Source organism: Bacillus sp. CZDM1, assembly GCF_055502545.1.
Window position 1 is genome coordinate 223,187 of sequence record NZ_JBUESO010000004.1, and the last position, 20,238, is coordinate 243,424.

Annotated in this window: 20 protein-coding genes and 1 riboswitch; of the genes, 6 read left to right on the forward strand and 14 right to left on the reverse strand. The window is 38.2% G+C overall.

Annotation, left to right across the window (positions count from 1 at the left end):
* Positions 1-187 precede the first annotated feature (187 nt).
* Entirely contained in the window at positions 188-613 is a 426-nt protein-coding gene (locus tag ACY3XC_RS11305) for a DUF6220 domain-containing protein (RefSeq protein ID WP_464868628.1), read from the forward strand.
* The gene (locus ACY3XC_RS11310; protein WP_179158570.1) at positions 610-813 is read left to right on the forward strand and encodes a DUF5957 family protein; all 204 of its coding nucleotides are present in this window, start codon (positions 610-612) and stop codon (positions 811-813) included. Before ACY3XC_RS11305 ends, ACY3XC_RS11310 begins: the two co-directional genes overlap by 4 nt.
* Before the next feature lie 19 nt (positions 814-832).
* Here the strand turns inward: ACY3XC_RS11310 and ACY3XC_RS11315 are convergent, their stop codons facing one another.
* The 4 genes from ACY3XC_RS11315 to ACY3XC_RS11330 all read right to left on the reverse strand — a co-directional run bounded on the left by ACY3XC_RS11315 (position 833) and on the right by ACY3XC_RS11330 (position 4,380).
* Complete coding sequence (locus tag ACY3XC_RS11315) at positions 833-1,387, reverse strand: competence protein ComK (protein ID WP_464868629.1); 555 nt, start codon at positions 1,385-1,387, stop codon at positions 833-835.
* 41 nt (positions 1,388-1,428) lie between these two features.
* Entirely contained in the window at positions 1,429-1,554 is a 126-nt protein-coding gene (locus tag ACY3XC_RS11320; protein WP_464868630.1) for a hypothetical protein, read from the reverse strand.
* Between the two features lie 365 nt (positions 1,555-1,919).
* On the reverse strand, positions 1,920-2,780 hold the full coding sequence (locus tag ACY3XC_RS11325; RefSeq protein ID WP_464868631.1) for a gamma-glutamylcyclotransferase: 861 nt from the start codon (positions 2,778-2,780) through the stop codon (positions 1,920-1,922).
* A 229-nt stretch (positions 2,781-3,009) separates the two neighbouring features.
* Positions 3,010-4,380: an MATE family efflux transporter gene (locus ACY3XC_RS11330; protein ID WP_179158574.1), complete on the reverse strand. Its 1,371-nt coding sequence runs from the start codon at positions 4,378-4,380 to the stop codon at positions 3,010-3,012.
* Between the two features lie 197 nt (positions 4,381-4,577).
* Here ACY3XC_RS11330 and ACY3XC_RS11335 point away from each other — a divergent pair, with 197 nt between their 5' ends.
* On the forward strand, positions 4,578-5,792 hold the full coding sequence (locus ACY3XC_RS11335) for an MFS transporter (protein ID WP_464868632.1): 1,215 nt from the start codon (positions 4,578-4,580) through the stop codon (positions 5,790-5,792).
* A 147-nt stretch (positions 5,793-5,939) separates the two neighbouring features.
* Here the strand turns inward: ACY3XC_RS11335 and ACY3XC_RS11340 are convergent, their stop codons facing one another.
* Positions 5,940-6,746: a histidinol-phosphatase gene (locus tag ACY3XC_RS11340; RefSeq protein WP_464868864.1), complete on the reverse strand. Its 807-nt coding sequence runs from the start codon at positions 6,744-6,746 to the stop codon at positions 5,940-5,942.
* Positions 6,747-6,969: 223 nt separating this feature from the next.
* Between ACY3XC_RS11340 and ACY3XC_RS11345 the strand changes: the two genes are divergently transcribed.
* Complete coding sequence (locus tag ACY3XC_RS11345) at positions 6,970-7,404, forward strand: hypothetical protein (RefSeq protein ID WP_464868633.1); 435 nt, start codon at positions 6,970-6,972, stop codon at positions 7,402-7,404.
* A gap of 29 nt (positions 7,405-7,433) precedes the next feature.
* On the opposite strand, the gene ACY3XC_RS11350 is transcribed toward ACY3XC_RS11345, so the two are convergent.
* Positions 7,434-9,260 carry an APC family permease gene (locus tag ACY3XC_RS11350; RefSeq protein WP_464868634.1) on the reverse strand — a complete coding sequence of 609 codons (1,827 nt, stop codon included), beginning with the start codon at positions 9,258-9,260 and terminating at the stop codon, positions 7,434-7,436.
* 137 nt (positions 9,261-9,397) lie between these two features.
* Positions 9,398-9,538: riboswitch (cyclic di-AMP (ydaO/yuaA leader) on the reverse strand.
* Between the two features lie 81 nt (positions 9,539-9,619).
* Here ACY3XC_RS11350 and ACY3XC_RS11355 point away from each other — a divergent pair.
* Both ACY3XC_RS11355 and ACY3XC_RS11360 read left to right on the forward strand, forming a co-directional pair.
* Complete coding sequence (locus ACY3XC_RS11355) at positions 9,620-9,748, forward strand: hypothetical protein (protein ID WP_464868635.1); 129 nt, start codon at positions 9,620-9,622, stop codon at positions 9,746-9,748.
* Between the two features lie 133 nt (positions 9,749-9,881).
* Positions 9,882-11,201, forward strand: coding sequence for a YheC/YheD family protein (locus ACY3XC_RS11360; RefSeq protein WP_464868636.1), 1,320 nt, complete (start codon positions 9,882-9,884; stop codon positions 11,199-11,201).
* 25 nt (positions 11,202-11,226) lie between these two features.
* Here the strand turns inward: ACY3XC_RS11360 and ACY3XC_RS11365 are convergent, their stop codons facing one another.
* From ACY3XC_RS11365 to ACY3XC_RS11400, 8 genes are all read right to left on the reverse strand, one after another.
* Positions 11,227-11,469: a glutaredoxin family protein gene (locus tag ACY3XC_RS11365; protein WP_464868637.1), complete on the reverse strand. Its 243-nt coding sequence runs from the start codon at positions 11,467-11,469 to the stop codon at positions 11,227-11,229.
* 26 nt (positions 11,470-11,495) lie between these two features.
* Positions 11,496-11,990 (reverse strand): metallophosphoesterase family protein, encoded by a 495-nt coding sequence (locus ACY3XC_RS11370; protein WP_464868638.1) that lies wholly within the window; start codon positions 11,988-11,990, stop codon positions 11,496-11,498.
* Positions 11,991-12,158: 168 nt separating this feature from the next.
* Positions 12,159-12,944, reverse strand: a complete 786-nt coding sequence (locus ACY3XC_RS11375; RefSeq protein ID WP_464868639.1) for an alpha/beta fold hydrolase — start codon at positions 12,942-12,944, stop codon at positions 12,159-12,161.
* Between the two features lie 129 nt (positions 12,945-13,073).
* Positions 13,074-14,357: a YjiH family protein gene (locus tag ACY3XC_RS11380; RefSeq protein ID WP_464868865.1), complete on the reverse strand. Its 1,284-nt coding sequence runs from the start codon at positions 14,355-14,357 to the stop codon at positions 13,074-13,076.
* Positions 14,358-14,541: 184 nt separating this feature from the next.
* Complete coding sequence (locus ACY3XC_RS11385; protein WP_464868640.1) at positions 14,542-15,549, reverse strand: agmatinase family protein; 1,008 nt, start codon at positions 15,547-15,549, stop codon at positions 14,542-14,544.
* The gene (gene hutI, locus ACY3XC_RS11390) at positions 15,521-16,819 is read right to left on the reverse strand and encodes an imidazolonepropionase (RefSeq protein ID WP_464868641.1); all 1,299 of its coding nucleotides are present in this window, start codon (positions 16,817-16,819) and stop codon (positions 15,521-15,523) included. Before hutI ends, ACY3XC_RS11385 begins: the two co-directional genes overlap by 29 nt.
* Before the next feature lie 12 nt (positions 16,820-16,831).
* Positions 16,832-18,505: a urocanate hydratase gene (hutU, locus tag ACY3XC_RS11395; protein WP_464868642.1), complete on the reverse strand. Its 1,674-nt coding sequence runs from the start codon at positions 18,503-18,505 to the stop codon at positions 16,832-16,834.
* A gap of 190 nt (positions 18,506-18,695) precedes the next feature.
* Complete coding sequence (locus tag ACY3XC_RS11400) at positions 18,696-20,180, reverse strand: helix-turn-helix domain-containing protein (RefSeq protein ID WP_464868643.1); 1,485 nt, start codon at positions 20,178-20,180, stop codon at positions 18,696-18,698.
* Positions 20,181-20,238: the final 58 nt, after the last annotated feature.

The following is a 20,238-nucleotide window of genomic DNA, read 5'->3' on the forward strand; positions in this document are numbered from 1 at the left end:
CTTTTTACCAATTTTATTCCTCACTTCCCTTTAGTAAACAAAAATACCGAATAGCCCCATTTCGCGAATTGAAATTTCTGCATTTAAGACCAGAGACTTAGAAAAGGTTACGTCCGAGGCTCATTATTTAGCTTTCGTTTCATTGCTAAACTATTAATTGAAAATACTGTTGAAAGGGGAACATGATTTGAAGAAAGATGAGAATTCAACTAGAAATCGTATAGGCAGTATCAGTTTTGCATTGCTGTCGATTTTATTTTTAATTTGCATACTTGTTCAAGTTTTCTTTGCGGGTTTGGCCATCTTTGTTAACCCTGTAAATTGGACAAAGCACACAGGTTTTATCCATTTATTTGAATTTATTCCTATTCTTATGTTCATTATCGCCTTTGTTGGAAAATTACCACGCTGGGCAATTGGACATAGTGCAGCATTATTTGCTGTCATTTTCGTTATGTATTTCACTGCCAATATAACATCTGCTATCCCTTGGGTAGCTGCTCTTCATCCAGTTATCGCTTTCATTCTATTTTGGATGTCTGTTAAGAATGTCCCACGGGGATGGAAAATGGCTTATAAAAACAAGCAAAGTGAAGGGGTTGTCAGACTATGAGGACACTACTAATTTTCATTACTGGTTTTGTACTCGGTTTGATTCTAACTGAACTGATTAATATTTTTGGCTTCTTGTTGTATAACCAGACCATTGGGCTAAAGTTTTTCCCGATATTAATGGGGATCGGATTAGCTGGCATGGATTTTCAGCTTCGCTGGAAATCAAAACTTCCTAATTTTAAGAGCAGCCTACGGTAAGGAAGCTGCTCTCATTGTATTATTTTTTCTCAAGGCTGAAGTTATTTTCTTTTTGTTTTTTACAAATATAATAGCCCTTCTTTGGTTCCACATAGAAAAATATGGGAAATCTTAGATTTTTAGAAATGGTTTCTTGAAGCTCAATAGCCTTATGACGTCTAGTGTTAAAGGCTCTTTCTGTCATATCAATTAAGATTGTGTGACCATAACTCGTTAATACTTCTGTCTGATTGACTCCAACACGCTTGGTTGTTTTCACATGAATAAGTGAAAACCAAATGCAGTTAGGGGACTTCATATTCTTTGTTGGAAACAATAAGATGCCCATTTGCGGATTGACACTAATAGGGTGCATCCTCATCGGTGAAAGTAAGTATTTAGAACTACGTCTTGCTCCTAGGAAATCCGAGCCCACATGTAATAATGTTTCCTCGATTACTGCTGTTGGTGTCTTTTTTACGAGGAAGGTTTCTTCCCCTTCCATTACTCTTGACCATAATTCTCCTCTATCACTGAACTCACCTGTAACTAGAACCGTCTTTTCATTAAGTAAATGCTTATCTCTAACATCCATAAATTAGTTACCCTCTTCTCTAATTGTGGTTATTGATTTTTTTAAGAATAAGAGTATACTAACGATAAAGTTGTATACTCAACTAGCTTTGCCCTTGGGTATCGTTCCGGGAAGATCATTACCCGAGGGTGATTCTTTTGCACACCGCTTACATCATACATTTCCACAAAATCCCTCCTCAAAATAAGTATATTTTACTAGTTTATATATGTAAATCTATTATAGAATAATTATTTTTATGTCTTTTATGCCTGCACTCCTATGATTGTTACCACATATTGACGTGCGTTTGTTTTATAAGTATAATGATTGATTCTTTATTAACAACTACTCAATTTCTCAGTATGACGTGGCTCTACAATTAATTTAATCACGTATATTTTAACTTTTCTCTCGTTTTAGATCTTCCTGAACACCTTTCAAAATGGCTTTATCGCTTGTTTACTGAAAATTCATTAATACACAGAAAATACTTATTTACTATTTAACTAAAATAATCTTACCCTTTTGATAGAGTAAGATTATTTTTTCGCTACTTTAGTTTACATAATACTTTTATATGCTTCTTCAATTCTTCAAGATAAGATTCACTTAAATATCCAGTGCCGCCTCGAATGATTTCCTTAGAATAATGGTCAGGCGGTGCTGTTTCTGCCTCCTTATTAACCACGATAAAGGTCAATACATCATTATATAAAGTTCCATTTATGGTGAGATCAACGAAAGCCGGCCGGTAAAGACGTGACCCTACCCCTTCTCTACTATAAAGATAGGAAACACAATTTACTGGAATCTCATACACCTTGCCTTCAACGATTCCACCTTCCTCTACAATGTCAGCTCGACCGCCATCATGCATATTTACAGAATAGCGTAATGTATAGCCATGTAGAATGCCGGTGCCTGTCACCTTTTGAAAATAGTGATCAACCTGTGCCTTTTTAAAGCGTGCGTCATCCATGCAGCTTCCATAGGCAAAATAAAGGATTGAGTCTTGATGATTGAGGAAGTGATGCTCCTTCCAATCACCAGAGTTAATGGGAGTTTTCAACATATGCTGGTTGTGGTCTGCTATGGTGTACACATATGCTTGGGATTTCCCCCTGTCATAAGAGATAACCTTCTTCTTACGATTATATAAATTATCCATACAATCTGCACTGTACCCTTCCAACTCATCCAACCTCCGCAGCTGTTCCTCCGTAACAAAGTACAATTCTCCATAAACCACATTATTACTAGATTCCTGTAAGGCTGGATAGCCATAACCCGTATCAAATAACTTCCCTTCCGTCCATGCCTGCTCAGCAACAACCTCCGCTTCCTTCAACAAATAATGATTCCGTTCATGCTTCCTCAACGTTCCATAAACAAAAACAAAATATTGCTCCATAATAGCCACTTCCTTCTATCTAAAATAAAGAATAATATCATTATCACATATCAACAATGACAACATTGTCATTTTTTTGTCACGGTGCCTGTCACCAAGGTGACACCTAAAAGGTGTTCACCGGCCGTGGACACTGTCCACCGCAGGCGGAGACCAGAAAAGTCCTCATCACACTAAAGGGGTGATGAGGACTTTTCTGGAGGTTACTGTTATATTATATTGTAAATGTTTATACGGCTTCTAGTTTATGTGTGTCTATGAATTTTCGTTTTTGAATGTAGATGAGTCTCCATGATAAGGCGATTCCTGCGGCCAATAGACCTACAGTAAGTCCCAGCCAATATCCGGTTGCTCCTAGATTTGTAAAGTTCGCTAGTCCATATCCAACTGGCAGACAAATTAGCCAGTATGCAATTAAGGTCATGATAAAAGCAAGGTTTACATCTTTATAGCCCCGTAATGCTGCCTGTGCTGTGGCTTGAATGGCATCACTGATTTGGAAGAACAACGCAAATATCAAAAAGTGTGCCGTTAAGTTGATGACTTCTGCTTCATTAGAGTAAAATCCAGCAACTTGATAGCGGAAAAGTACCACTAATACACCGGTAATAAGAGCAATTAATATAGCCAAATAGATTCCAAGCCAGCTATAGGTTTTCGCGTCCTTATACCTTCGGGCTCCTACTTCATACCCCACAAGGACCGTTTGTGCCATCGAAATGCTAATCGGAATCATATAGAGAAAAGAAACAATATTCAATGCGGATTGATAGGCCGCGATTGTCGTCACGTTAAATTTACTTAATAGAATGGTCACGACAGCAAACATACTTGTTTCAAAGAACGTTGATAATCCCATTGGGACACCAATTTTCAATATTTCCTTACACTCAGTCAATGAGAACTTTTTCAGATTCTGGAAAACATAAAAGCCTGAAAAAGGTTCCTGCTTTTTTACTATAAACAAAGTCATTCCTGTTATTACCCAATAAGTGATGGAGGTAGCGTAACCAGCACCTGCCCCGCCTAGTTCCGGGAATCCCCAATGTCCAAAGATTAACACATAGTTCAAAAAGAAATTAATCGGTAAAGACAGGAGCAGGATGTACATGACTACCCGTGTTTTTCCTAATGAATAGATAAAGGACCTAAGCACGTTAAATATAAATAGAGGAAGAATTCCAAAGCTTAGTCCTACTAGATAGTCAAAAGCTGTTTTCTGTACTTCTCTCGGTAGATTCATTTTAGCTAATATTGGATTTAAAAAGAAAATTCCTAGTACAATCACCACAATAGCTATCATAAAGGACAGATAAAGACCATGCCTTACAACTGAAGCAACTTCCCTGCTTTTCTTTTCCCCAAAGCGCTGAGCTGCAATCGGCGAAACCGCAAGCAGTATTCCACTAATACCCATAAATATCGGGCTCCAGATTGACGATCCAATCGCAACAGCAGCTAGATCGGAAGAATTGTATTTACCCGACATAATGGTGTTAAAGAAGACCATCGAAAACATTCCAAGCTGTGTGATTAAAATGGGAATTAACATGACAAAAATTTGTTTTGTCTTTTCCTTTAACGTAAAAGTCTGATTCATATATATTACTCCTAGAAAAACTGACATATACAAGCCAAATATTCATTATACTTTATTTTGGCTATATTTACATGAAAAATATTATGAATCACGAGGTTAATATTGTCGGTATTTTTTCAAAAGAATTATATAGAAATTTCGGATGCCGTAGTATAATATTATCGTAATTGATTAATAGAGAAAACTGGTGAAGATTCGTGCGCACATTTAATGAAAAGATTAGTATTTATCATGGCATGGTTTCTACCATTGCCATTAACCTTGCCGGGAACTTTTATCCCATCTTTGCTATCTCGATTCTTGGAGCATCCAATTATCAAGTTGGATTGATTAGTTCACTTCCTCCTTTCATTGCACTTCTGATGACAATTCCTGCAGCTATTCTCTTAAATCGTTTGGAGACGCAGAAAAAAACAGTTGCGATGGCAGTTTTATGGGCTCGACTATTTTTTTTACTCCTAATAGGAGTTGTTTATTTCTCCTCCACTTACCAAGCGTGGGCATTCTTGATCATTATCGCTTTCATGAATGTACCTGCAACAATATCTAACGTTGGCTGGCAAACATTAATTAGCGGTATGATAAAGGAAGAACGAAGAGGTGCTTTTTTTAGTGATCGTAACCGGCTTTTAACCATTGCTGGAATGATTTCCACACTTATTATCGGGATTATCATGAAAAACCAAACAAGTAACGCAACTGCCTATCAATGGCTATTTTTTGCAGCCTTACTTTTTGGCTTACTCGAAGTATTTTTCTTAATGAAACATAAAGAAACAGTCCGGCCCGTCCCCAATACAAAAAAATCATCGATGGACTGGTCTATTTTTAAAGATCATGGTTATAAATGGTTCCTGATTGCGGCACTCTGCTTTAATTTCACCTGGCAGATGTCATGGGGAATATTCAATATTTACCATGTCAGAATCGCAGAAGCGACCATCCTTTGGATTAGCATCTTTTCAGTAGCTTGTCAATTGGTTCAAATATTTTCGTTCCCATTGTGGAAGAAATGGGCAGAGGAAAAATCTAATACCCTCATGCTGGTATGGGCTGCGCTAGGGATGGGACTTGTTCCCTTCTTAACGATTCTGTCTACTAACCTATTCTATTTAACAGGTGTTCAAGCACTATCCGGATTTTTTATTTCCGGGGTTGTGCTCTTATTGTTCAACCTTTTGTTGGAACAATCCCCTGCCGAAACGAGAACGTATTGTATCACAACCTATAATGTACTCTTATCATTTGTCGCCTTTATAGCCCCTCAGATTGGTATTATGCTGTTAGAAGGGTTAGGCATACAAAAATCAATGGAGTTAAATTCCATTATGAGAATAGGCAGTGCATTTGTATTTCTACTCATGTATTCTCGTACTCGAAAATTCACAAAAACAGTGTTATTAAAAAGCTAGTAAACTTTTCTAGCAATTGGCATTTTCCGTATGACCAACTTGATATACTAGTCCCAACAATATCCAAAAACCGAAAACTTAAACAGGCACCAATGAAATGGAATCTTCGTCCATTACATTGGTGCCTGTCACCATTTATTCACTTATTCATATATTGACTGCATATCTCTTTTTTGCTTTAAAGTAAACCCATTCTTTGAAGCCTATTTCATTGAGTCGAGCACGAACTTGTTCGAATTCGTCACCGACTCGGTGTGGGTCGTGGGCGTCGGAGCCGAAGGTGACTTTTACTCCGTGATGGAGTGCCATCTCTAAAATGTCATGGGCTGGATACCAGCCTCCAACGTATTTTGTTTTTCCTGAGGTGTTGATTTCGATAGCGATATCACATTCTGCAATGACCTTTAAGGTGTGCTCAACTGCTGCAGTTTGAATGTTTGAAAAGTCAGGATAATAGCCCTTCATTGCGTCAATATGGCCCAGTATCTGAAACATACCGCTGCGAGCAGATTGCTCAATTAAAGAATAATAGGTTTCTTTCGTTCGTATTTGTTCTTTGGAGCTCAGGCCCTCCCAGCGGTTCTTATTAAAAATGCTTACTCCATCCACTTGATGAACAGATCCAATTATATAATCAAAAGGATATCTGTCAAAATAAGGTCGATAGTTTTCTACCTGCTCAGGAAAGAAATCTGCCTCGATTCCTAAAAGGACATCAATTTTACCAGAATACTCTTGTTTTAACTTTAAGACTTCTTCAACATATTCCGGAAACTGACTGGCTGCCATCGATATATGTGGAAAAGGATGATCTTCTTCACTCGAGAAATAAGGTGTATGATCGGATATCCCGATGACATTTAAGCCCATTTCAATACCGGCTTCAATATAATCACGAATACCTCCCCTTGCATGACCGCACCGGTCATGATGTGTATGTAAGTCAAATTTCACTCTTGTTTTACTCATTTACTCTTCACCTCTAACTCATATTTACCCATATTAAGGAACTTTCATTCTTTTCCTTTTTCTTCTTATCATCTCATATTATAAATAATTGACTTCCCCTTAAACATTCAATTCTCACAGCTAAAACTCCTTTTTATCACCCCTTGTCCAATCCAAAAGACAAGCTTTTTCATATATATAATTATTAAATATTAATGTGAGGTGTTTTATGGAAAGTTGTGATTGTCGTGCAACCTTATCCGCTACTGCCGTACCAGTTGAAACCTTAATTAATCGTTTTCCCTCCAGCGGCATGATTACGGTATCTGCACAAATTTGTGATGTTAATTGTTCAGTTAAAAACAGTTATATTTCCATTCTTTATGGTGACCATCAAGATCAAAACAATAGCTTTGTTTTTAAATCCGTGGTATCTGGGTTACCCACATGTGAACCTGTTTCCGGTGGCGGTATTGGTATGATAATGTCAGCTGAAGGAGAGGCCTCTGGAGTCCTCTTTAATGACAATGCAATTCTATCCAACATACATTTTCTCCATGAAACTATTATTGGTAATGCCATTTGTTCTATTTCATTAACAGCTAACGGGCAGACCTTTGAGGTGCCGGGATGTATCTTTAGTCATGCTGAAAAACTAAATTGAGCAGCTCCCGTATCGGAGCTGCTCTTTTATCATTTTTTTAAATGATATGGAACGGTTGTGATGATAACGTTTCTTTTATATAGCAGGTATGCTTTAATAAGTAAGCTTGATTGATTATGCAGGATATTATGCCAGCCTTTTTTAGGTATGAATTGTGGAATGATGACCGTGACCCTGTAGTTCGCTTCACTAGCTTTATGCTGTACCGTATCAACAAATTTAGTCAATGGCTGTATGATACTCCTGTAATGCGAGTGCAGGGTTACGAGCCTAATATCAGGCTGCCACTTATTCCATTTTTCTTCGAATTTCTTTTCATCATCTCGTTCAAAGGAAACATAGACGGCGAGCACTTGATCCGCTCCTAGAGATTTTGCGTAATTAAGTGAATTTTCTACCACTTGTGTAATTCCTGCTACAGGAACAATAATTACGTTCCCTTCGATTGGAATTGCAGGTTCGTCGGCATTTATTCTTAGTTGTTCACCCATGGCCTCATAATGCTTTCTAATTCGGTAAAAAACGATAACAATGACAGGCAAAAATACCAATACCGGCCAAACCTGGGCGAACTTAGTTAAAAAGAACATAATGGTAACAATAAAGCAAATCACTGCACCTAAGGTATTAATAAATAGCTTAGCCTTCCAGCCTTGAGGCTTTTCACGAAGCCATTTTAACATCATTCCCGTCTGTGACAACGTAAAAGGAATGAATACTCCAACCGCATATAGTGGTATTAAGTGCTCAGTTTGACCTTTAAAAAATATAATTAGGAGGATGGAAGCTAAACCTAGGACTAAAATTCCATTTGAATATCCTAACCGGTCTCCTCTTATTTTGAACATTCTTGGGATAAACTTATCGTTTGCTAAATTTACTGCCAGCAAAGGAAAAGCTGTATACCCTGTGTTGGCGGCAAGTATTAAAATCAAAGCCGTAGTCCCTTGAATAAAGAAATACATAAAATTCCGCCCAAATGTTTGCTCTGCAATTTGTGAGACTACTGTAACCGTTTCATTTGGCCTAATTCCATAATAATAAGCTAAAAATACAATTCCAGAAAATAATACAGCAAGTAATCCGCCCATTGCTGCTAATGTTTTTGCAGCGTTATTTGGGGCTGGATCTTTAAAGTTCGGAATTGCATTCGAAATCGCCTCAACTCCTGTAAGTGCTGAACTTCCTGAAGCGAAAGCCCTTAAAAGCAGAAATAAAGAAATCCCAGCAATAGGTGTACCAACAGGTGTATGCAATTCCGCTGGAACCTGACCTGTTACGATATTGTACATACCTACACCAATCAAAATGAATAAAGCGAGGACGAATAAATATACAGGATATGCTAAAATAGAAGCAGACTCTGTTACACCTCTTAAGTTTAATGTTGTAATAAATAACACAAAGACAATCGCTATACCCACATTATGGTCGTGTAGTGCTGGAAAGGCTGATGTTATGGCATCCGTTCCAGCTGAAACACTAACTGCTACCGTTAAAATATAGTCAACAAGTAGAGAACCTCCCGATATCAGCCCATAATTCACACCCAAATTTTCCTTTGATACTACATAGGCTCCTCCGCCATGAGGGTAGGCAAAAATAATTTGTCGATAGGATAAAATTAACGCCAATAATAAGATTAAAACCCCGATTGCGATTGGAATGGAATACCAAAAGGCAGCCGCACTAATAGTCACCAACACAATCAGGATTTGTTCCGGTCCATACGCAACCGATGATAAAGCGTCAGAGGAAAGAATTGCCAACGCTTTTGTTTTATTGAGCTTTTGTTCCCCTAATTCTGTTGACTTTAAAGGTCTGCCAATTAAAAATCTTTTGACTGAAGAAACCACTTTTTCCACTCCCGAGAAACCATAAATTGTGAATAACTTTCTATTACCTTATTAAATTGTCAAAAATGCACAAAAAAATGCCCACAAGTCAAAGTAAATAGACCTGTAGACATATATGCTCTGTCAACAAGCTCCACCTTCCTTCTCATTAACGCTTACGAGGTTAGCTGTCGGATTCGGGCCATTGAGTAGCCCTACCTATTAAAGGATTCACCCCTTGGATATACTATCCATATGAATGGTTCCCCCGCACCAATTGGTCTCAGCGATTTAGAAATATGAAACTGTGATTATCATACTCCTGTGTTTATCAAATGTAAATTAAAATTTTTAAAAGAAAAATATGATTGGAGAAATTTATGTCTAAAGAGAAAAAGCCGTTATTGACTGATGAATTTTTAGATGAACTTGCAAAAGAAATCAATGAAATATACGGTCCTCCGGATGAACAAAATAATAATACAAAGAATGATGAAAAAGATAATTAATCCACCATTCCATATTTCCGTATAACAATGGTACACTTGTCCAAATTGTTAGAATCGCTCACATTTTAAAGACAAACTCGATGATTAGTACATATAATAACGTATCCAGGATTTATGGTTGGGAGGAATATAAATGGATAATGTTATTCTGCTATCGAGAAACACCACTAACAGTGGGATATTGACTCTTCATCCCAAATTAGCAGAATCAATGGGAATTACTCAAATTACAGCTAGAAAGATCAGATTTGGAGCAAAAACCTATCAATCTATTGTAGAAATTTCTGATGAGCTACCCTTGAATGGGGCAAGCCTATCTGAAGATATTTTGGACATGCTGAACATACCTCAGCATTGCAGTCTTGAAATTAAGCAGCATGGAAACGAAATACAAATAGGACCCTTTATAGGTTTACTTGCTGGTTATTATCAAAGCTCCATCAAGAAATACCTTGAACAACTACGAGATTATGTTTTCCTTTATCATGAGATTAAAGGTGCAATACTTGTCTTTTCTCTTGACCATGTTGATAAAATCAATCATACAGCCAAAGGATATCTTTATAATCCACGAACAAAACAATGGGAAGAAGGTACCTACCCATATCCTTCAGCTATTTTTGTGATGACATCTTCTGTAAGCTCTGCGTGGATACAGCATTTCAAATCAGTCATTGGCGATGTCATTTTTAATGATTTCTTTCTATCTAGATTGAGTATTCACAAGAAATTAGCAAATTCAATTGGTGTAAAATGTTACCTGCCCGATACGATTCTTTATGGTTCTCCTCAAGATCTGTACTACTTTTTAAAGAAATTCCCTAATTTAACAGTTAAACCACTTAATAACGCAAATCGTTCAGTCATAAGAGTATACTTAAAAAACTCGAACTCACTCGTTATATCTAATCTGAGAACCTTGGAAACTAAGAGTTTCAAATTTAATAGTCGGGATCAAGCCTATTCCATTTTTAAACAATATTTTAAAGATGGAGAATATTTGATTCAGGAATCGATTGATGTAACAGGTTATCGAACGATGTCAATTCGAATCATTACTGTTAAAGATCAAACAGGTCAGTGGAAGGCTATGGGCTTGTTTACCCGAGGAGATCAATCTGGAGAGAATGAAGGTAAACTAATGCCTTTGGTTAAATTTCAAAAAGAGATGGTATCAGATTTCTTGCAGCAAAGTGATTTGTATGCATCCCTGACCTATCAGGAATTAACCCATATTGCTATTGACACAGTCAAAGAAATTGAGAGCATGGGGGTGCATTTTGCGAATGCAGCTGTAGATATAATAATTGGAGAATTAGGCGATATCTGGATTTCAGAAATCGATTACTTCAATCCCTCACACGAAATAGCACTAGTCGCAGGTTATCCGAACCTATACTATGAAATCTTAAAAACCAATATGCTCTATGCGAAAAAGCTAGCAGGTTTTTAACAATAACAAAAGAGCTAACCAAAAATTAGCTCTTTTTTGCTATTTCCATTATTTCTTTCAGTTCATTTGTAAAACCTTTTACAGCTTTATTTCCTATCACCGTTACCGGAACACCTAAAAAGCCATATTTCTCAACTTCTGTTTGAAAATCTGTGTTCGTTGAAATATCCCTCACCTCAAAAGGTATGCCTTCCTCCGTAAGGACTTTTTTGACCATTGTGCACTCTATACAGTCATTTGTGGTATAGACGATAATCCCTTCAGCCATTGTTTACCCTCTCCTTCCATTCGTAGTTACTCTTCATCAAAATATAAAAGTTCTGCTGCTATTTTATCACTTATGGTGATTACCCCGAAAGAATACTGCTTCTGTCTTCTCTTGTCAGTTGGCGATCCTGGGTTAAAAATTAATATTTCCCCTTCAAATCGGTTTACCGGGATATGAGAATGTCCAAAGATAATACAATCTACTTTTTCACCTTTAAAGGCTTCAATGGCACGTTTTTCCGTTGTTTTTCCTTTACCATGTCCATGGGTAATACCAATTTTAAACCCACATACTTCTACTATTTTTTTAAAAGATAACAATTCTATTATTTCTTGTCCATCTACATTTCCATATACACCTTCAACTCTTGCATATGACTGTAGCTCTTTATATACATCTATGGTTGTCCAGTCACCTGCATGGATAATCAAATCAGCATCCTTCAGTTGTTCTAATAATCTAGTTGGTAATCCCATTTTTCTCTTTGGTAAATGCGTATCTGATATTACGACAATATTCATACTTTTTCCTCACTATTTTCAAAAAAATAATCTATTCCGTTTGACATTATGCACCAATTCTGTGATTCTCCTTTGTTAATACGACAACATTAATTGACATCCGTACTCAGAAAATGTCTGTTCCTGCGCTTTCCCGAGAAATACAGAAAAATTTCCCAATGGAACCGCTTACATCCTATTTTTTTCATTACATAATTGGACAAATTCTTGAATCAACTTGTTTAATTTTCCCGCTGCTTTTGTCGGTATCTGATGCTTTTCTTTTGAAAGAAACTTTATTACATTACATGGTAATTGGTCACTTAATAGACTGGCATACCGATGAAAAGATTTGTCTTTCTTACCATAGACCAATAATATTGGGAGTTCAATATTATTAAGTTGACTCGTACAATTATATTCCAAACTGTACTGGTAATATTGAATAATATTTCTGGCAACACCTTTTACTGATTCATTGTACAATTTATTAAACGTTTCTTTTGTATCGGAATTGCCCCATGTAACGGAATATGTCAGAATAGAAAATGTCAGAGGGTTTGCAAGTTTAATGGCTAAAGATATCCTGTTTCTCAGATAAAAATCACTCGCCTCTGACATCCCACTTACTAAAATACTTCCTAAAGCTCTGTCGGAATAAGTCAGCATAAATTCTAAGGCAATAGAAGCTCCTGTCGAATATCCGCAGAAAAATGCTTTTTCTATACCTAAATAATCCAGCAAACGTTTAATATCATCCACGATTAACGGATAAGTTAGCGATTGATTTGAGTACTGACTTCTGCCATGGCCTCTTATATCAAAAGTAATAACTTTAAAATCCTGAGAAAGTTCTTCCATTTGGTAACTGAAATTCTCACTCGTCAGTAAAGGCGGATGGATAAAAACGATGGGAGTTCCGCTTCCTTTAACATTATAGTATAGGCTGACACCTTTAACATCCAGCATTGGCATTGACTAGTACACCTCAACAACAATTATGAAATCACTTAACTTGCATTCTAAATAAACTTCCTCTTGTTATTATGTATCTTTTAGTAATAAAAAAACTGTTCCCACTTTAAAAAGGAACAGTTAATGCTACTAAAGAATTAAGAAAGCTATAGGTGCTGTAAGGAGAATCGTGAATACTACTCTTTCAAACCAAATGACGACGAGTTTTCCAATCGTAAGTGGAATTTCTGTCGATAAGATACATGGTACTACAGCTGAGAAAAAAATAATCGATGATACCGAAACAACAGCGATAACAAACTTAGTAACAATGGCTGCCTTGGTAACTAATAGGGCCGGCAAGAACATTTCTGCAATTGAGACAGCGCTTGCTTTTGCGGCCAGCATTGGATCTGGTAATTGAACGAGTGCTGTGAAAGGATAGAAAATATAACCAAGCCAATCAAATACAGGTGTAAATTCTGCCAATATAAGTCCAAGTAACCCAACTGACATAATAGATGGCAAGATACCCATAGTCATGATAAAGCCATCTTTAAGGTTGTCCCAGATATTTTTACCTAAGCTCGAAGATTGATGAGCGGTGACCATCGCTTCTTTCCACGCAGTTTTAATACGGTCTTTCTTGATAATGACCTCTTCATCACCCTTCATATCCTGGAAATATGAGTCGCTCATTTTATTTAGCGGCCAAATTCTAACTGTTATAGCGGTAACGATGAATGTCACCACAAAGGTAACCCAAAAATAGGCGTTCCATACCTCCATTAGATCCAATGTCTTCGCAACAACAATCATAAAGGTTGCCGAAACAGTTGAAAAACCCGTTGCAATAATGGCTGCTTCTTTTATTGAATATTTACCTTCTTTAAACACACGGTTGGTAATTAATAACCCAATGGAATAGCTTCCTACAAAAGAGGCAACCGCATCTATAGCTGACCTTCCAGGTGTTTTCCAAATCGGTCTCATCACTGGCTGCATGAATATTCCGATAAATTCAAGTAAACCATATCCCACTAAGAGAGCAAGAAAAACTGATCCAATTGGAACTAACAATCCAACAGAAATCACCAGTTTGTTAAATAGGAATGGTGCCATATTTGGATCAAAAAACCACTTCGGACCAAAATTAAAAACAAGCATAATAGCAGCAACTAATCCGAAGATTTTCAGTACTGAAAACACAATAGAAACTGTGTCTTTATTCCAAGATTTCGTCACAAAAGGGTATACGGTACCTAACAATATGACCAGTAAGGCGTAATAAGGTAAAACACTTGGGACCGCAAGTTGAATATAAGAAACAAAATGATCCAGCATAATAGAAGACTTGCCATTCATAGTAACAGGTACAAAAAATACAAAAATACCAATCGCACTAAAAACAAAAAACTTCATGACATTCAACATATTACTATTCTGCAATTCTGGCTGCTGAACCTGCTGTAACGGTCGATTTTCCATACCCAATCCCCCTTGTTCGAATAAATTCCCTAAGTTCCGTATTCGCACCCACCATTTGTCCACCCAGGGTGGACAAATGTCTTTTAGCGGTGCCTGTCACCATAGCTATCAATTAGATATCATTTGCTATCTAGTTGCTAGCACTTTGTCGAAGCATGACTCCTGTTAGGAAAGTTAGGAATACGTGTGTTCCGAGTTTGACTGTTGGCTGGACTTGTGTGTCTTTTTGTGGATCCAGGCAGACGATGTCCATTGCTTTTACTTTTGGATGACGACCTGCTGCTAGTACCCCTTCTAGCAGTTCTTCTGTTGTCATGCCCCCCGGCGTTGATGCCGGTACCCCTGGAGCATAGGCAATGTCTAACACATCCATATCTACAGTTAAATAAATGGTATCCACTTTAGAAGATAACTCCTCTAAGCAATGTAGAACGAGCTCTTCTATTCCCTTTTTCCGTGCTGTTCGAAGTGTGAAATAGTTGACTCCTTTTTCATCTGCATACTGTTTTAAATCCTTTGTATTAAAAAATCCATGGAGACCAATGTTGTACATATTGTTCCCTTCTACCACACCGCTCTCAATTAAATTGCGCATCGGTGTACCGTTAGAAGGTCCATTATCTGACATATCCCGCAAATCAAAATGTGTATCAAATTGCAGGATCCCAATTTTTTCTGTAGGCTTTGCCTGATTCATTCCCTTCACCATCATCGCTGTGATGGAGTGGTCTCCGCCAATTGCACATACATTCGAATGTTGAAAATGCTGATGAATAGCTGCAGATGCCTCAATAATGTTTTCATGACACTTCGCAATATCCGTAACATACATAGGAACGTCCCCGGTATCAAGTACAGTCATTTCAGACAAATCGACATCATCATCTAGATTATAAGCAGCAAAACCACGCCATGAGCGTCTGAAGGCTTCGGGAAAATCTGATGCAGCTGAAGCACTAATCGATGAACGGGACAAAGGAACACCGAGGATGACTACCTCTGCCTCCTTGCTTTTTTCAGGGTCAGTCAAAGCTGTAATTGGCTGAATCCATTCATGAACCTTCAACGCTGCCCCATTTTCAGGCCGTACCCACATAAAACTAGAAGGATTAATTTTTGGATAGAGAAAGCTCTTCATGTAATTGACCTCCCCTAACAACTACCTTCCCAGACTTCACGACTGTATGTGTATGATTCACCCCATAAGAGTATTGAAGCTTCATATAATTATCGACATTGAAAATCGTAATGTCCGCCTTTTTTCCAACTTCTAAACTGCCAATTTCCTGGCCGCGATTAATCGCATGCGCAGCATTGATGGTTGCTGCAGTGATCACTTCTGCAGGTGTCATCCCCATTTTCAAACAGCCAAGATTCATAATAAATGGTAATGATACAGTCGGAGAGGATCCAGGGTTACAATCGGTCGATAATGCAACAGGAACCCCAAGGTCAATCATTTTACGACCATTTGCCGATTCCGCCATTAAAAAGTAGGCTGTCCCAGGAAGCAACACGGCGACCACACCTTTTTCAGCCATCGCTTTCATTCCCTTTTCAGACGCTCTTAATAAATGGTCTGCAGAAATCGCCCCTACCTCGGCAGCTAACTCTGCCCCTTCATAGGGTTCAATTTCATCCGCATGGATTTTTGGCATCAGACCATGCTGCTTCCCTGCCTCCAGGATTCGCCTTGATTGTTCAGGGGTAAATACACCATGCTCACAAAATACATCATTGAATTCTGCCAATCCCAGCTCCGCTACCTTTGGAATCATTTCATTAATGAGCAGCTCCACAAATTGATCAGGCTTCTCTTTATACTCTTTTGGAACGGCGTGAGCGCCCATAAAGGTAGGAACCACATCGATGACATGCTTTTCATTGAGCAATTTTGCGACTTCAAGCTGTTTAAGCTCCGTTTCCCATTCCATTCCATAACCACTTTTGGCTTCGACAGTTGTTACACCGTGACGCAGGAATTGATTTAAGCGTTCAAAGCTTTCTTCAAAAAGCTCTTCACGAGTGGCTGACTTAGTTCTTCTAGTTGTTGCGTGAATCCCGCCGCCGCTATTCATGATTTCCATGTAAGTGGCACCAAGCAGCCTCATATTAAACTCATTTTCCCTGCTTCCAGCAAAGACGAGATGAGTATGAGGGTCTACTAGTCCTGGTGTTACAAGCTTTCCACTTGCATCCACAATCTCCGCTTCACTAAGACGGTCTTGATATTTTTCAAAAAGTACCTTATCATTTCCTACAGCACAAATGACTCCGTTCTCAATCCAAACACTGCCATTTTCAATCACACCAAGCTCTGACATCGCTTCCTTTACAAGGGGAGCCTGTGAACTCCCCTGTAATGTCACGATCTGAGAAGCATTTCTTATAAAAATTGGCTTACCCAACTGTATCACCTCTTAATCTTGATTTAGCATTGGCATTTTAATGCCTTTTTCTTTCGCAGTCTTAATCGCAAGCTCATAGCCTGCATCAGCATGACGAACAACACCCATCCCAGGATCTGTTGTTAATACTCGTTGCAAGCGGACTTCTGCATCCTTGGTTCCATCCGCAACAATGACCATTCCGGAATGTTGAGAATAACCCATTCCTACGCCTCCGCCATGGTGGAGGGAAACCCAGCTGGCACCGCCAACGGCATTGATCATCGCATTTAGGATTGGCCAGTCAGAAACGGCATCACTTCCGTCTTTCATTCCTTCTGTTTCCCGGTTAGGGGATGCAACTGAGCCTGCATCTAGGTGGTCACGACCAATAACAATCGGCGCCGATACTTCACCAGAGGCAACCAGGTCATTAATGATTTTTCCTAAGCGGGCACGATCTCCATATCCAAGCCAGCAAATACGAGCAGGCAGACCTTGAAAGCTAATCTTTTCCTGAGCCATTTTTACCCATTTACATAGGTGCTCATCATCCTTAAATTCACGCAGCAGGACTTCATCAATTTTTCGAATATCCTCAGGGTCTCCTGACAATGCCGCCCAGCGGAAAGGCCCTTTTCCTTCGCAGAATAATGGACGGATATAAGCAGGAACGAAGCCAGGGAAATCAAAGGCATTTTCTACTCCCTCATCCTTTGCCACCTGACGAATGTTATTTCCGTAGTCAAAGGTTATTGCGCCTTTTTCCTGCATCTTCAGCATAGCTTTTACGTGGATAGCCATGCTTTGCTTCGAAAGTTTCACATATGTTACAGGGTCATTTATTCTAAGATCCCTTGCTTCTTCTAAGCTGTAACCAACTGGTACATAACCATTTAATGGATCATGAGCAGAAGTTTGATCTGTTAACACATCCGGGATAAACCCTTTTTCAATCATAATCGGCAGCAATTCAGCAGCGTTTCCAATCAAACCGATTGATAATGCCTTCCCAGCTTTCTTTGCTTCGATTGCAAGATTAATAGCCTCTTCTAAATCGCTCGTTTTCACGTCAAGGTAGGCGGTTTCAATTCTGCGATCCACTCTAGTTTCATCAACATCAATCGCAAGGCATACACCATCATTCATCGTTACCGCTAATGGCTGGGCGCCACCCATGCCGCCGAGACCAGCAGTTAATGTAATGGTATGTTTTAGTGATCCACTGAATTCTTGACGTGCAAGCTCCGCGAACGTTTCGTAGGTTCCTTGGACAATTCCCTGCGTTCCAATATAGATCCAGCTGCCTGCAGTCATTTGTCCGTACATCATTAACCCCTTTTTATCTAGCTCGTGGAAATGCTCCCAGTTCGCCCAGGCAGGAACTAAATTAGAGTTTGCCAGCAGCACACGAGGTGCGTCCTTATGTGATTTGAAAACGGCCACAGGTTTACCTGATTGAATTAACAATGTTTCATCACTTTCTAATTCAAGTAGAGATTTAACAATAGCATCGTAGGATTCCCAATTACGTGCTGCCTTCCCAATTCCACCGTAAACCACTAAATCCTCTGGTCGCTCTGCTACTTCTTGATCAAGATTGTTCATTAACATTCTTAGTGCAGCCTCTTGAATCCAGCCTTTAGCATGTAATTCTGTTCCTTTAAAATTCTTAATTACTCTTGATTTAGATATACTAGCTTCCATACTATTCACTCCTCTATGTCTTTTATCTCTCCTTTATTATAAAAATAAAATCTTCTGAAAAATACAAATCAATCATTAGAAAATTAGCACTATTTATCTGTATAACTCGTTTATTTTTAGCCTATAACTATATTATTTTTAGAAAATTGCACTTTAATTAGAAAAAATAAGACTCAGTATGTTCTGAGTCTTATCCCTTTTTATTCATCCGATATTCTCTCGGAGTAACTCCGACTACCTCTTTAAAGATTCTGCTAAAGTAATTAGGATTATGAAATCCCACCAACAGCGCTATTTCCTTTATCGGCTTACTGGATTCAAGCAAGTACCTTTTCGCTTCTTTCATTCTTATAGCTGACAGGATGTCCGTAAAGCTTCTGCCTGTTTTTGAAATTAGCAAATGACTGAAATAAGATGGATTTCGGTCGACATACCTTGCCACATCCTCTAGCTTTAGATCCCTGTTATCGAAATGGGACTCAATAAAGGCAATACCCCGCTCTATGAGGTCTTGTTTGAACATCTGGGGATTAGAGCCTGCTGCTAAAAATAACTTTTGAACAAATAAGATTAAATTTTGTACTGACCGATAGAGCACACTATCATACAAAATGGAATGGAAGATATGGCGGTACTCTTTTTCGTAATTTTGCTGTTCATTTAAATCGTAGGTCTTCATAAATCGTCTTATTTGTGCTAAGATGCTCGTCAGCCTAATTCTTACCAATCCTGGATCCGGATATGGATCTTCCCATTGGAGAAATTCATCGTAAAGCCATTTTTTTATACCTTCTATATCATGATTTGCTAGCATGTCCACCCAAACCCTTTGTTCAGGGGGAGCCAAAAAAGGATCGATATGTATCCATTCGGGAGTATACTCAAACTCCATAATTTGCCGATAGCCCCGATAATAGGTTAACTCCATCATGATTTGTGTTTCTAAAAATTTTTCATTGAGACTTACATGTGGTGATGTTTCGTTACGCACCACTACCGCGAGTGGGTCAGAGAATGCCTCTTCCCACTTTCTCATCGCCTTTTGACATTGTTCTTTGATATTTTGGCAAGTTTCTTTAAATAAAAGAACGACCTTATCGTTTAAAGGGAATATCCCATGAATTTCTCTAAAAGGATAATCTGTAAAAAAGGAATACAGTACATCAAGATTCTTTGTATTTTCAATTTTAAACGCAGCCATTTTATAGTCCGCAGAAACTGTGCGTTCAGAAATAAACAGTGCCTCATACGATAAGTCCTTATAAAACTGTGTAGGAGAAGTATTTTTCTTATCCTGTTTTTTATCAAGTGCTTTTGTTGCTTTTTGATAAGCAGCTTTCACCTTGGTAGCAGAAAATGGTTTAATCATTAAATCTAGGGCTTGAAGGTCAATCGCTAAGTGAGCTTTTTCAAAGGTAGCCTCCGCACTTGTTAACAGCAAAATAGGTTGATAGATTTGCATCAATTCTCTAAAACCAGACCAACTATCACTGCTAACCATATCCAGTTCTAATAAAATGATATCCGGTGACTCTTTTTCAAAAGTAACGATAAAGTCTTGATAATTGGAGGCTAAAGTAATAGTGGACACAGGTATAGAGGATGATTTTAACAGCCATTTTAATCCCTCTCGTTCATTTAAATCGCGGTCTGCAATCAGCCATTTCCCTTCCAATATAATCTCTCCTATCTAAAATTAGTGCTACTAATATAATAAAAGTATACATCCTATG

Excerpts from the sequence above, each read along its gene's own strand:
- ACY3XC_RS11310 (WP_179158570.1), top strand. The coding sequence starts at position 610 with ATGAGGACACTACTAATTTTCATTACTGGTTTTGTACTCGGTTTGATT.
- ACY3XC_RS11315 (WP_464868629.1), bottom strand. The coding sequence starts at position 1,387 with ATGGATGTTAGAGATAAGCATTTACTTAATGAAAAGACGGTTCTAGTT.
- ACY3XC_RS11325 (WP_464868631.1), bottom strand. The coding sequence starts at position 2,780 with ATGGAGCAATATTTTGTTTTTGTTTATGGAACGTTGAGGAAGCATGAA.
- ACY3XC_RS11330 (WP_179158574.1), bottom strand. The coding sequence starts at position 4,380 with ATGAATCAGACTTTTACGTTAAAGGAAAAGACAAAACAAATTTTTGTC.
- ACY3XC_RS11345 (WP_464868633.1), top strand. The coding sequence starts at position 6,970 with ATGGAAAGTTGTGATTGTCGTGCAACCTTATCCGCTACTGCCGTACCA.
- ACY3XC_RS11355 (WP_464868635.1), top strand. The coding sequence starts at position 9,620 with ATGTCTAAAGAGAAAAAGCCGTTATTGACTGATGAATTTTTAGATGAA.
- ACY3XC_RS11360 (WP_464868636.1), top strand. The coding sequence starts at position 9,882 with ATGGATAATGTTATTCTGCTATCGAGAAACACCACTAACAGTGGGATA.
- ACY3XC_RS11365 (WP_464868637.1), bottom strand. The coding sequence starts at position 11,469 with ATGGCTGAAGGGATTATCGTCTATACCACAAATGACTGTATAGAGTGC.
- ACY3XC_RS11370 (WP_464868638.1), bottom strand. The coding sequence starts at position 11,990 with ATGAATATTGTCGTAATATCAGATACGCATTTACCAAAGAGAAAAATG.
- ACY3XC_RS11375 (WP_464868639.1), bottom strand. The coding sequence starts at position 12,944 with ATGCCAATGCTGGATGTTAAAGGTGTCAGCCTATACTATAATGTTAAA.
- ACY3XC_RS11380 (WP_464868865.1), bottom strand. The coding sequence starts at position 14,357 with ATGTTGAATGTCATGAAGTTTTTTGTTTTTAGTGCGATTGGTATTTTT.
- ACY3XC_RS11385 (WP_464868640.1), bottom strand. The coding sequence starts at position 15,549 with ATGAAGAGCTTTCTCTATCCAAAAATTAATCCTTCTAGTTTTATGTGG.
- hutU (WP_464868642.1), bottom strand. The coding sequence starts at position 18,505 with ATGGAAGCTAGTATATCTAAATCAAGAGTAATTAAGAATTTTAAAGGA.